This window comes from Vibrio atlanticus (assembly GCF_024347315.1).
Taxonomy (GTDB): domain Bacteria; phylum Pseudomonadota; class Gammaproteobacteria; order Enterobacterales; family Vibrionaceae; genus Vibrio; species Vibrio atlanticus.
The window spans coordinates 1,963,329-1,975,701 of record NZ_AP025460.1 but is presented as its reverse complement, the minus strand read 5'-3'; the positions used below and the strand labels follow the sequence as shown (position 1 = coordinate 1,975,701).

The window sequence follows — 12,373 nt, the reverse complement described above, 5'->3', positions numbered from 1 at the left end:
GTTAATTTGTCCGTATTCTCTGGTAACTATTTGAAATACTAGGGGATACAGAAATGAAAAATGGGTTAGTCTGCGCATTAGCCGTGATGATAATCGTGGGGTGCAAAGAATCGAATGAGCCAAACGCTGCTGTAGTGGAACAACCGAGTGTCATCTCTCACATAGAGAAAACACCTGAGCTAGTCGCGGAATTAAAGGCACAAGAAACAATTGATGATCAACTTAGGCTTCTATATGAGCGTTTTGAACCCATGCTTGACCGCAGCGACTCTCTTACTGGTACGGATGCAAACAATGATGGTATCCGCGATGACATTGAGGCGTTTATTGATGCGCTAGAAGTGACCGAGCCAGTCCGAAAAGCCTTAAAACAAAACGCCCGTTACACACAAGAAAATCTCTATCACGATTTTTCACAGAAGACCCATGCTAACATCAAAAAAGCCCTCGAAATTTCATACAAGTACGACGAAGTCCTCGCCTGTGAAGAGTTTGTAGGAATTGATATTGATGACGGCATAAACACCTCCAACACAATCACATCTCTCACCTACAACACCAAAGCTCGTACTATGGCGTACTTAGCTTATAATCATTTACAAGATGGATCTGTAAGTACACTCCTTCCTGCTGAGGAAAAATATTGTGAATAGGCAAACAATATTACTCATATTAGTGGTTTTACTGCCATTCAATGCAATCGCTAACTCATGCAAAATAGAAGGTTACACTATCGCCTTTTTTAATGGGGTAGCAACAACCAAAGAACAAGCTAAAAGGGGACAAAAGAAGATCAAAGCCACTCTAGGTATCAGCCAATACAAAAGTGAGTCTGTCGAATACCAGCTTTTCTATAACGATTCTTATATTGAAGGAAGTGGCCTTAACGTACTGGCTGATTTTGCTGAAACCTTTGACCAAAGAACTTCCGAGTTAGAGCAGAAACAATTCGACCGGTGGGAGGCCTTTGGGGACATCGTAAGCGGTAGGCAAAACAGCGCTATCATCCAAAAAATCAGCGCTACTTTTGTTTGGTTTGCTGGGTTTGTTCTCGACTTCACAAACCAAACCATCAATGCAACTATCACGACATTTTTAAAAGAATTAGCTTCACTTGTTGATGCCCCCGAAACTAGCCAGACTAGAATGCAGCATCATCTTTTAAATGACTCTCTTACGTGGAAAGGAAAAAAGCTCATTTACATCGCTCATTCACAAGGGAACTTATGGGTAAACGAATCATATAAGCATGTTACGTCCCAATACGGTTACAGTGCCGATAACATTCACGTTGTTCACATCGCTCCCGCTTCCCCAACCCTTAGCCCAGACAGTGATTATATTTTATCGGCCTCAGACCTTGTGATTAATTTGCTTAACTTTACAGGGATAGGCAGTGTTCCGCCTCCCAACACCACGATAGCACCGAGTAAATTAGACATTACTGGACACGGACTCATTCCTATTTACCTCACTCACCCCAAATCCATTGAGAAAATCAAAGCGTCGGTCGATAAAGCTTTCACGTCTCTTACTAAACCCGAGATGGAAGATTTTTTGTTTAAAATTGAGTTCGATTATAGTGCGAGCTATGACTCACTTCATGATAATCCTGTTTATGAAATTGTTGACGCAAGTAAAACTGACGAATTTGGGTCTTACCTAAAGTCTCCTTCTTTCTATCTCAGCCCAGAGGGTGATTCTTGGTTCAAAAGGAACGTGGATTCTTATATACAAGATGAAGATAGATTGCCATTTAGAGTTGAGAACAATGCTGTGGTTTTGTTTGATACTTGTAAAAGCCCGAACGAGGCAATGAATGACATTCCATCGATTCCCTCGCAAGACACTTATATGTTCGTACAATGGCGAAATTTAAAACGCTTTGAGCTAGGTACATTTAAAGATATTTGGAGGTCAAGAAAGATGACCGATAGATATGGATTGGTAGATGAAACCCCAATAGCATTTCGAGATATGGACGACGACTATTTCATTTGTGCTGGGGATGGAGATGCTATTGAACTAGAAGCAACACAACACTTTTATAATGAGGAGCAACGTCAGTATTTAGTCACTCAGCATTTGTCTGGACGCTATGATGTGTCGGCACGTTATGCAGTACCTTTTCAAAGTTTTCATCCTACTAATCTCTGTCAAGGCCATTGATTACTAGCTACGTTGAAGGTTCAGGCTATGTCCATATGCTAGAGCAACCAAAGCAGTTTAATGAAAAGTTGATGAAAGCGGCTAAGTTGGTGGAGTCGGGGGACAACCTTTCGATAGATAAAACTAAGGCCTCGTGTGTGCGAGGCCTTTTGCTTTTCGGGCAATTAAGTAATGGGGCAGCAACTTGGAATAGTACGACATTTAGAAGAAGCTTAGACCGAAGTTGCGTTACTTTTTTCCTGTGTTTGTCATTGCTGAACTTTGAGAGAAAACACCATCCCGTTTTCGGTTGGGCTTTTTAATCCGGAACGAGTATAGGTTTTAAAACGCTTGTGAAGCGAGAACCCATAACGAGAATAAAAGGCGTGATTACAATCTTCATCAGTCCATAGGAACACGCTTCTTAACTTGTTGCTTCGACAAAAGTTTAGGTAGCGATCCATTAACTGTTTACCTAACCCTTGCCCCTGATAAGCTTGGCTAACAATAAACAAGTTGACCTCACCATCAAAGCGGCTTGCATCTTTTTCCCCTAGAACATCGTTCATCGCGAATCGTGCTAGCTCTCTGTTCGCCACTTCTTTATTACCGAAGTGTCCATTCTGAATCTTCTTATTTTTCCATTTGTTATTGAGCCTGTCTTTTCTGGAAAATTTGAGCTCTTCGATAAACGAAGTATCCTCTTTGCTCCCAAATAGAATGCCGATCACTTGTTCGTGTTCATCAACAATGACGTCCAAATGATGATTCCAATTGAGGCAGGTTTTTAAGTAATACTCGTAGATAATTCTGTTGCAAGGAACGTCCATAAAGTTTGAGTGGAAGTTCCAAGTTGACATGACAAGGTCTACACAGCCAAAGAAGTGTTTTTCTTCATAAGGTACAAATCGATATGTTTTCGCAGACATACACTCTCCCGTGCGTCTTATTCTATAGTGCGCTAGTACAGCGCACTACATAGATAGTATGAAGAGTTATTACTCGCCTTCAGCTTGTATTACGGCTTCAAAACCAGATTCAAATGCGGCATCAAATGTTGGGTAAGACATGTAATCTCCCGCTAAATAAACACCAGAGAAACTTGATTTTAATTGATGTAAACGGGTGAAGTAGCCTTTGTTGAACACTGGGTATGCGTGGTAAAAGCGTTTAATATCATACCCGCTGACTTTGTCTTTGATACCCGGAACGGCGGCGTTTAGCTCTGTGAAGATGATGTCCATTATCTCGGCGTCACTGTTCTTCAAAAGTGATTTATCAGCGACACCTTGAGGCGCTAAATACACACTGGCGATATATTCTTTGACATCGCTAAGCTCGGGGTTGTGATGTCTTTCTACCCATGTGGCATCATAAAGGTCGGTGATCACTTTCCCATCTAAAATGGCGAGGTCAAAGGCCTTGTTGAATATGGGAGTCTCAGAAAAAAGAGCTACAGTGGCATACTGCGCATAGTTAACTTGCTCCAGTATGCGAATCTGCTCGGCCGTCAGAACATCATTCGCAATATAAGCCGCAACCGGAGCGGGTGTTGCGACAATGACTTTCTCAGTAGTTAGCGTATGTACTTTACCGTCGGCGTTAAATTCTATCTGATAACCGGCCTTTATCTTGGCTATGTGCTTAACACTAGACTGGTAACGAATATGTTCATCAAGGTTTTTAGCAATGCTCGTTGCTATAGTGGCGATGCCGGTTTGCGTTGTCCAAGATTCTGAGTGGCCGTTTGTATCTGGCTCCATTAAATCTGACACCTCTTCGACGTCGACATAATCAAAGATAGCTTCGGGAATGAAGCTTAAAGCGGATATATCAGTTAAATTGGCGCCAAATAACCCTCGAGACATAACCTTGTATCGTTGCTGTATAAAGGGAGGGATTTGATTGTCATCAAGCCATTGTTTAGCCGTAATATTGTCGAGTTTACGTAACTCCCTAAATTTCAGATCTTTAACACCATTCAACAGATCGATAAACTTCTGAAACTCTTGCTCTCCGGCTTGTTCAATGGTTAAGCGGGCCAACTCTTTGTCGCCGATATACATCTCTCCTTGAAAGAAACTGGCATCCATAGGTAGCGGTATCTCAACCATCGGAATCTTTAGATCCTGAATGACATCCGCTAAGTATCCTTCAGGTTCTCCAAGATACTCTGTCCCTTTGGCGTAATGAAAACGTCCTCGGACTCCATTCTCTGCAATGCCCCCAGGGCGTGTGTTTCTCTCTAGAACAATAAACTCTTTATCCAAGCTCTGTAATTTATAAGCGGCTGATAGGCCAGCAGAGCCAGCGCCAATAACGACATACTCATATTGGGGTTCGTCTGCAAATACGTTACTTGTGAATAACGTCGTGGCTAATGCAATCGTTGTTGATAGTTGGATAAGCTTCATAGATACCTGCTGCTTGAATCATTTAAATGTGAACTTAGATTTTCGACACAAACAAGTATAAACGAGGAACGGTTATCAATCGGTTATCAGCATTTTAAGCGTAAGGTAGCGACGACACTTTCAGGTTGATAGTCAATGGAAAAACGATACCCTCTAGCAACGCATATTTTTTCTACCAGATACAAGCCATAACCATATGACTCTATATCATTAGCTTGTTCAAAATCCTTTTCATACGGGTTTTCAATAGTCATAACACCACCTTTAAGAACAACCAAAATTTGCCCGTCGGCACTGTACTGAAGCGCATTACGGATGAGGTTGACGATAGCCAGGTGCACAGCACCATAGTTGTCCTGTATTTCGTATTCTGGCTCAATGTTGCATGCTATTGAGAGCTCTGTGTCTCTTCCCTCAAGCAGATACTCATTATCCTTAATCACTTGATAAATGAGCTCGGACAAATCCACTATCTCGGTACTGAGTGGCTGATTGTTTTTTCGGGAAAGCCACAACAACGTTTTTGCTAGATAATTCATGTTGGAAATGGCGTAGGATATTCGGTTGTTAATTCTAGACACTTTTTCCTCAACACCTAATCTATCTAATAGCTCGACACTTGAAGAAATTATGGCAATTGGTGTTCTCAACTCATGGCTCATCGTACTGAGAAATAGCTCCTCTTTCTTTATTATTTCTTTCTGCTTTTCTAAATTATTTTCGTAGCTTTGAACGATAGCAAGCAGCTCTTGGTATTTGATTCTGTTATGGGGGATTGGTTGCGTCGGATCTGAGAGCCATAAAGACAGTGAACGTATAGGTTTTATTAAGATGTAATAAAACAATAGGAAAATTAAAACAATACTGATGAGCAGCAGTGAACCTGCCACGAGTAACTTGAGTGTATTCTCATACCAAATCGATTGCTCATATTGCATCTGGTTTTCTAACGTCTCAAGATACTCGGAGATAATGAATACATCGCCTCGTTGATCTTTTAAGCGATACTTTAGGGCGTAGGCATACACATTTTCATTATCTAAATTCGTTAACTCTTTTTCGTATAAAGACTCAGAGCCCATGCTTTGCCATGGGAAGGCTTCTCGGATATAAGATGGAAGCTGATTAACATCGTGGTAAGCCGCTATTAACCCTCCTCGTTGAAGGTTCGCTAAATCTTGTTCTAGGGCGTTTTCTTCAATGAATAATCCATAATAGACCATCATATTTTTGGTATCGGTATTAATACTGGCCTTTTGAATCACGTACCCTAATACACAGAGAAAGATTAAAATGGTCACAAGAGATAGTGCTAAAAAGGTATAAATTCTTTTACGAAGGCTCGGCATATTATGATTCTCTCAGGGCGAAACCGACTTTGGGAACACTGTGGACAAGCGACGAAGAAAAAGGCTTATCGATAGCCTGCCGTAGCTTGTGAATCTGAACTTTCAGATTATTGTCGCTGGTTTCCTCGCCCCAAACCTCACGCTCTAACGTTTCCTTAGCCACCACATTTGGGCTGTGCTTTACAAGAGACTTAAGCAACTTCCAACTAAGCGGTGACAAACTTAATTCTATAGAGCCACGGTGTGCCGTATGTGAAGCCATATCCACGCTCAGATCACCAATATGAATGACTTTCGATACTCTTCCTGTACTTCGATTCGCAAGGGCTTTTAGCCTTGCACTTAGTTCAGCCATGGCAAAAGGCTTCGTCACATAATCATCAGTACCTACCTGAAAACCTTCAAGCTTGTCATCTAATGAGTCTTTGGCGGTCATCATTAATATAGGAGTCTCAACGCCTTTATCTCTCAATGATTGGCAGATTGAGAATCCACTCAACTTGGGAAGCATGACATCTAGAATGATGATGTCGTATTGGTTCTCCGTCGCTAAACTAAGGCCAGTAATACCATTGTATGCAAAATCACATTCAATGTTATCAAGCTCTAGGTAATCGCTTAACGCAGACGCTAGCACTTTGTCGTCTTCAACCAATAAAACAAGCATGGTGGAGCTTCCTAATCATTCTTATATTGATCTTTCTATTATATCACGCAAATAGTTATTAAAAGGTTAACGGGGGGCCGTTACGCCTAGTAGAGCAAACACTTTCAATATGTATGTTATCGATGAAAGAGAGGGGCGTTTATTGATGGATAAAATTAAGGCCTCGCGTGTGCGAGGCCTTTTGATTTTCGAGTAATAACAATAATCTAATCTGTAATAAATTATTGTTACCAGATATCTTCGATTAAAGAGTCTTTAAGCTGCGCAGCTGCGGCAATGTTTTCTTTCGACATGTACTGTTTCACGTCGATTATCTCTTTCTCTGCATCCGAGTTTCCGTATTCCTGCGCGACTTCAAACCATGCTAGCGCTTTAACAAAATCGCTCCATGTACCGTGACCATTACGGTAGGCGTAACCAACGGAATATTGACCATAATCGTTGCCCTGCATTGCGGCGTGAGTGTAATACTCTAATGCTTTTTTTGCGTCTGTAGTTTTGAAACCACACGGTTTTTTGTATCGCGTAGAAGAGTAAATATCACCCATCTTCACATAAGAAAGTGTATGTTCATCTTCTTCAATGGCTTTGCTAAATAATTGCATCGCTTTAGAGCAACTCTTTTCAACGCCTTGTCCATTTAGGTAAGAAATACCCAAATTGTACATAGCACTTGCATCGCCTAAGTTAGCCGATTGCTCAAACCAATACGCAGATTTGGAGAAGTCTTGAGTGACGCCTTGACCTTCATCGTATGAAAATGCGAGTTGATACATAGCGTCAGAATACCCCGCTTTTGCAGAAGCTAGGTAATAATCGTTGCCTTTCTTTAGGTCGATAGGTGTACCTTCACCATCAAAATACATTACGCCTAATGAGTAGAGCACATAAGGGTCTTTGCTGGTTTCAGCTTTGTGGTACCAAGCCAGTGCTTTTTCGTATTGCTCTTCGTAGTAATAATTATCTGCCAAGGTAATCATCGCTTTTACCTCACCAGACTCCGCTACTTGATTCATGTACTCATATCCGCGTTGTAAGTTCTCTTCATACATTGAATCTTCAATTAAAAGGTTAGCAGCTTGCATTAGCAATTCGTTATCGCTAGACGTTTCTGCGTTCTTTAAAAGTGCGAGTTCTTCGCCTTCAAAAGCTTCTATCTCAAGATCGTATGCAAAAGTGCTAGCGGATAGCAGCAGCGACAGTGACGTTAAAAAAGTACAACTTTGTTTTATCATTTAAGCCATTTCTTATATTAGTAATGTTTCACATGAATATAACAAAACAGCTTTGAAAATAAAGGAAATTTCGGGCTATCGAAAACCGAATTCACGACAATGAGACCTAGGGCATCTCACAATGCTGGCGCAACCAAGACAGGTAAATAAACGTTGAACCAAGCGCTTAACTCAATGGCGTAGGCGCGAAAACTGGGTGGCACTGGCTCAGTAGCAATGGACAGGACTCGATCAGTGCCGATAATGATCTAGAGGTCTTTAAACCCAAGTTATCGTGACACTCATTACCTGACTGGCAGCTTGGTCTTTGTTTTTACCTGACCGAAGGCGAAGCTGGATTCAATAGAAGCGATATTGGGCAGGCGAGTTAGTTGTTTACGGATAAACTGCTCGTAGCTCTTGAGCGACTCGCTCACCACATGCAGTAGGTAGTCGTGATTGCCCGTCATCAGAAAACACTCTAACACCTCGTCAATCACTTCGATGTGCTGTTCAAAGTCTCGCATATTCTCTTCAGTTGGCTTTTCAAGCTTCACCAACACAAACACATTGACTGGCAGGCCACACGCTTCTTGGTCAACACTGGCGTGATAGCCGCGAATAATCCCTTGTTTCTCTAATGCTCGAATTCGGCGTAAGCAAGGAGAGGGCGACAGCGCTACTCGGTCGGCCAACTCTTGATTAGTCAGTCTAGCGTTGCTTTGCAGTTCAGCCAGTATTTTCTTATCGATCTCGTCCATTGGCATATTCCATCAATATTGATTTTAATTTGGCAATATTATTGCTCAAAGTGTATGTCTTACTTCGCAAATAGCAATTTTTAACATCCGCGCAAAACTAAAATTAAAGGAGGAACAACCAGCATGGAATGACTTAGGAATTATGAATACTTCAACTCAACTTAGCCCGCTGCGTAAAACTACCAAACTCGAACAAGCAGAAGCCCTTGCCATTGAGCAAGCCAAGCATTTTGGTATCGACCCAAACAGTGATTACGGCGTCACGCTTATCGAACTGGCGACGACACTGTACAAAGCCAATACCAAGACACACGATCTTTGGGCATTGACGGTTGATGGCCTTTCAGAGCTCGATAAGAGCGACCGAATCGCTTGGTTTAACGCCAAACGTTTTTTGTCATTCCAGATCGCTAAGATCCTCGACAATCTGCAAAACCCAATGCGCGCCACTTACCAGTCTATTGCCACCAATAATGGTAATTTTGCATCCAAAGGTGCGTATCCTATCTTCGATAATGTCGCTGCTATTTTCTCTGCGAGCCCTGTGATTACACGTACCGCGACCTATTTGTTTGCGTGTACAGAATGGATTGAAGATGCGTTTAATGGTAAGGAGCCGCTGCACGATATTTACTCTCGACTGCTTAACCCAACATCGATTTCACTGGCTAACCACATGGTTGATATTGAGGCAGGCTCTAGAGCCAATGAGTACCTCGCATGGAACTTTAACTCGGGGATGGCCGCTATTGATGGGTTGTTGAGCCATCTACTTGGGTATGAAGACATTGTCTTAGCTTCACGCAATATCTACGGCGGTTCTTACCAACTGTTGGAAGATTGGTTTGGCAAGCCTTCGAACCTGAATGTCGCGGTAGAGTGGGTGGATGGTTACTCCGGGGATGAGTTTGCGACGCGACTTGATGAGGTTGCCGATAAATACGCAGATCGCATCGCTGCGGGTAAGAAAATCTACGTCTACCTAGAGTCACCGTGTAACCCGCATGGATACGTGTTAGATGTTGCTAGCATCAGTAAAGCAGGTCACGTTCGTGGTTGGGATGTGATTGTTGACTCGACAGTGGGGACTCCATTGCTGCATCCAGTACTGAAGCGCGACGATATGGCGGAAAGACCCGATTATGTCATTCACTCTTACACCAAAGAACTGGCGGGTTCTGGCACCACAACAGCTGGAGTTGTGATTGGCCGCAACGAGACCATGTTTATTCCAAAAGGAGAGGAGGTCACTTTCACCAAGTCCAACGGCGATGAGGTCACCATTCCATGGAACGAAACGCTGTTTTGGAATGTGTATTACATCAAAGGCGCATTCTTAGATGCAGACAAAGCGTTTGAAGTGCTCAATGGCATGAAAACCTATGAGATGCGTGTGGTGCAGAAAACCATCAACACTCTGACGCTCGCGAAGATCTTCGACGCTCACCCAGACATCAATGTGTCGTGTCCAGCTTTGCCAGACAGTGATAACTATGAGCACTGCCAGAACAACATGTACTTGGGTTTGCCAGCCGCGCTTTTCACTATCGATATGGAAGGCAACGGCGACCGTGCACCAATCAATCGAGATGGGTTTAAACAGTTCTTCGACATGCTTGAGCCAGCAATCGGCATGCAAGTGAGCTTAGGGCAAACCAACACTGTGGCCTTGTGCCCAGCACTGACCACGCACTCAGAGCTCAGCGATGAAGCGTTAAATGAAGCAGGCATCAAGCCAACCACAATGCGTATCTCTATCGGCTTGGAAGATCCGCGAATGTTCATCGCTCACATTATCGAGGCCGCTAAATTGTCGATTGACCGCAAACACGCAGACTTCTCATCGAGTTTCCCGAGTGGTGAGAGTATCGATGAAATCTATATGCAAACCTATATGGATGTACACCAGAGGTTTGTGAAGAGCTTGCCGAAGTTTGAGCAACTTACTCAGTAAGCTGAGTTATTAAGGAAAGGTGACAATCACTTATTTGGTATACGGTGGCCACTGTTGTAGTCCAGTCATGACACTTAGGGTGATGTAAAAATGCCCACCAAGTTGGCAGGCATTAATTGATGCTTAGAAAGCATAGAAAGCATAGAAAGCTTAGGAATCTTTGGATGTTTTAGATGCTTCGTGTTGTGCAATCATGAAGGCAATGGCTTCATCGTTTAGACAAGATTTACTGACGTATTGGCGCTGTTTTCCAATATGAAGGATAAAACCTAAATCGGTTTGTTCAAGTTGGTCGATGTCACGCCAAGCGATAGTATTGGTGGCTTTACGGTTTTTATAACTCACACCATCAGTATCCCCTGAAAAGACCACTTTGCTGCCAGCGCCTGAGCTGATTTTTTGTCGCCATAACCACCAGGTTCTCTTGCAATATACACTGAACGCTTCAATCACACTCAAAACGATAAAAAACCAGCCTACGTAGCCACTAGGTAACAGTTCAAACTCCAATAGAACCCAACCAAAAATAAGAAACAAAAATGCCTTTAAATAGGCTTTTGGAAACTGAGTCGGAAGGCTAGTTTGAACATAACACTCTGCGAAAAACGTTTTGTCGAGGGTGTATTCTGTGGTGAAACCGGGATCTTTAGGCATGTGTGGCTACTTTGTAGTTCTTTGTTGAGGCGCATTATATCGCTTCACGCTGGTTTGTCTTAGCGGTTTCAATCCTCTTTTGTAAATCAATAATACTGAATGCGTTTACTCGCATGATAGCTAAATTGTTACGCTGTAGCTAAGTGGTCGCCCCGCGACAAGCTGTCATGTCTCATAGCTATTTTAAGTAACCTTGTTGCTCCATTCATTGTATTGCGCTTTAGATACCGACTTCATGCGACACCAACTTGGCGACCCCAGTCTTCCTATACTCACGGCTTTTCTTTTTTCGTTGTTGTAATTTTAACCCAAGGTAACAGCTGTTCTATACGTTTCTATATTAAATGAATGATGTTAGACCGCTTACTGTTCTATCAGATGAAATGTTGTTCTTATAACAAATTACCCCGCAAGTGCGAGGTATTTAGAGGCTAGCGTATAATCAAATAGGGCTAGCTAATTAGTTTTCTGTTAATGGGTTTTCTTAGAAAAACTTCTTAATCGCTTTTTCAGCACAAGCGACATCTAAGTGGCCACCCGGAGCGCCACCCACACCAATCGCGCCTATCATGGCATTGTTCAGTTGTACCGGAACACCACCCGCCAGGAATAACAAGTTGTCGTCCATATTCTGCAAGGGTTGCATGATAGGTTTGTCGGCGATGAGTTTCATCAGGTTACCTGACGGCTGCTTCATGCTTGCCACTGTGAACGCTTTTTTGCGTGAGCTATCAAGAGTGTGGATGCCTGCGCCGTCAGAACGTAGTTGAGCAATCACATTACCCGACAAGTCGACAACAGTCGCAGAAACCTTGTAGCCATCGGCTTCACATTGATTAACGGCTTCATGGGCAAGCTTGAAGGCCGCTTCTGATGATATTTGAGTGAAAGAGACCGTTTGTGTTTCTGCTGCCATTGCATTGTGAGAAAGGCTAAGGAAACCAAGGGTTGCTGCTAGTACTGTTAGTTTTGTCGTTTTCATGTTTACTCCGTTAAAGCATCTGTTTTCAAAAAGAATCTGTTTTCAAAAAATATTCGTTTTTCAAATTCCGAATTCTATTTTTTGTTTGTTTAGAAAGGGTGTTTTTAATCAACAGGTTCATACTAACGAATGCATGATTACGACTGGCTTTCTTGAACATTACAAAGTTGCAATGTTGGTTATATTCGAGAAAGGATATTGATAGAGTGTATTAAGACCACGGCAAATAT

At 42.5% G+C, this 12,373-nt stretch carries 11 protein-coding genes; 3 read left to right on the top strand and 8 right to left on the bottom strand.

Translation table 11 applies throughout. From position 1 onward, the window contains the following. The first annotated feature begins 53 nt into the window (after positions 1–53). Positions 54–653, top strand: coding sequence for a chromosome partitioning protein ParA (locus OCV30_RS08825; RefSeq protein ID WP_065678691.1), 600 nt, complete (start codon positions 54–56; stop codon positions 651–653). Continuing rightward, on the top strand, positions 646–2,169 hold the full coding sequence (locus tag OCV30_RS08820; protein WP_209439694.1) for a hypothetical protein: 1,524 nt from the start codon (positions 646–648) through the stop codon (positions 2,167–2,169). Before OCV30_RS08825 ends, OCV30_RS08820 begins: the two co-directional genes overlap by 8 nt. A 248-nt stretch (positions 2,170–2,417) precedes the next feature. On the opposite strand, the gene OCV30_RS08815 is transcribed toward OCV30_RS08820, so the two are convergent. From OCV30_RS08815 to OCV30_RS08790, 6 genes are all read right to left on the bottom strand, one after another. Then, a complete protein-coding gene (locus OCV30_RS08815) occupies positions 2,418–3,077 on the bottom strand; it encodes a GNAT family N-acetyltransferase (protein WP_065678689.1) in 660 nt (219 codons plus the stop codon). Between the two features lie 69 nt (positions 3,078–3,146). Next, positions 3,147–4,562, bottom strand: coding sequence for a flavin monoamine oxidase family protein (locus tag OCV30_RS08810; RefSeq protein WP_065678688.1), 1,416 nt, complete (start codon positions 4,560–4,562; stop codon positions 3,147–3,149). Between the two features lie 86 nt (positions 4,563–4,648). Continuing rightward, positions 4,649–5,911: a sensor histidine kinase gene (locus tag OCV30_RS08805; protein ID WP_065678687.1), complete on the bottom strand. Its 1,263-nt coding sequence runs from the start codon at positions 5,909–5,911 to the stop codon at positions 4,649–4,651. A gap of 1 nt (position 5,912) precedes the next feature. Further along, entirely contained in the window at positions 5,913–6,578 is a 666-nt protein-coding gene (locus tag OCV30_RS08800; RefSeq protein WP_065678686.1) for a response regulator transcription factor, read from the bottom strand. A gap of 227 nt (positions 6,579–6,805) precedes the next feature. Then, positions 6,806–7,813, bottom strand: a complete 1,008-nt coding sequence (locus tag OCV30_RS08795; protein ID WP_012604167.1) for a tetratricopeptide repeat protein — start codon at positions 7,811–7,813, stop codon at positions 6,806–6,808. Between the two features lie 284 nt (positions 7,814–8,097). Continuing rightward, positions 8,098–8,553, bottom strand: a complete 456-nt coding sequence (locus OCV30_RS08790; RefSeq protein ID WP_009846980.1) for an Lrp/AsnC family transcriptional regulator — start codon at positions 8,551–8,553, stop codon at positions 8,098–8,100. 142 nt (positions 8,554–8,695) lie between these two features. On the opposite strand from OCV30_RS08790, the gene OCV30_RS08785 reads away from it, so the two are divergent. After that, a complete protein-coding gene (locus tag OCV30_RS08785) occupies positions 8,696–10,507 on the top strand; it encodes a PLP-dependent transferase (protein WP_065678685.1) in 1,812 nt (603 codons plus the stop codon). A 150-nt stretch (positions 10,508–10,657) separates the two neighbouring features. On the opposite strand, the gene OCV30_RS08780 is transcribed toward OCV30_RS08785, so the two are convergent. Both OCV30_RS08780 and OCV30_RS08775 read right to left on the bottom strand, forming a co-directional pair. Then, on the bottom strand, positions 10,658–11,161 hold the full coding sequence (locus tag OCV30_RS08780; RefSeq protein ID WP_065678684.1) for a YcxB family protein: 504 nt from the start codon (positions 11,159–11,161) through the stop codon (positions 10,658–10,660). Positions 11,162–11,645: 484 nt separating this feature from the next. Continuing rightward, positions 11,646–12,143, bottom strand: coding sequence for a GlcG/HbpS family heme-binding protein (locus OCV30_RS08775; RefSeq protein ID WP_009846975.1), 498 nt, complete (start codon positions 12,141–12,143; stop codon positions 11,646–11,648). Between the last annotated feature and the right edge of the window lie 230 nt (positions 12,144–12,373).

What these genes read in the sequence shown, in the direction of transcription:
- OCV30_RS08825 (WP_065678691.1), top strand. Translation starts at nt 54, where the DNA reads ATGAAAAATGGGTTAGTCTGCGCATTAGCCGTGATGATAATCGTGGGG.
- OCV30_RS08815 (WP_065678689.1), bottom strand. Translation starts at nt 3,077, where the DNA reads ATGTCTGCGAAAACATATCGATTTGTACCTTATGAAGAAAAACACTTC.
- OCV30_RS08810 (WP_065678688.1), bottom strand. Translation starts at nt 4,562, where the DNA reads ATGAAGCTTATCCAACTATCAACAACGATTGCATTAGCCACGACGTTA.
- OCV30_RS08805 (WP_065678687.1), bottom strand. Translation starts at nt 5,911, where the DNA reads ATGCCGAGCCTTCGTAAAAGAATTTATACCTTTTTAGCACTATCTCTT.
- OCV30_RS08800 (WP_065678686.1), bottom strand. Translation starts at nt 6,578, where the DNA reads ATGCTTGTTTTATTGGTTGAAGACGACAAAGTGCTAGCGTCTGCGTTA.
- OCV30_RS08795 (WP_012604167.1), bottom strand. Translation starts at nt 7,813, where the DNA reads ATGATAAAACAAAGTTGTACTTTTTTAACGTCACTGTCGCTGCTGCTA.
- OCV30_RS08790 (WP_009846980.1), bottom strand. Translation starts at nt 8,553, where the DNA reads ATGGACGAGATCGATAAGAAAATACTGGCTGAACTGCAAAGCAACGCT.
- OCV30_RS08785 (WP_065678685.1), top strand. Translation starts at nt 8,696, where the DNA reads ATGAATACTTCAACTCAACTTAGCCCGCTGCGTAAAACTACCAAACTC.
- OCV30_RS08780 (WP_065678684.1), bottom strand. Translation starts at nt 11,161, where the DNA reads ATGCCTAAAGATCCCGGTTTCACCACAGAATACACCCTCGACAAAACG.
- OCV30_RS08775 (WP_009846975.1), bottom strand. Translation starts at nt 12,143, where the DNA reads ATGAAAACGACAAAACTAACAGTACTAGCAGCAACCCTTGGTTTCCTT.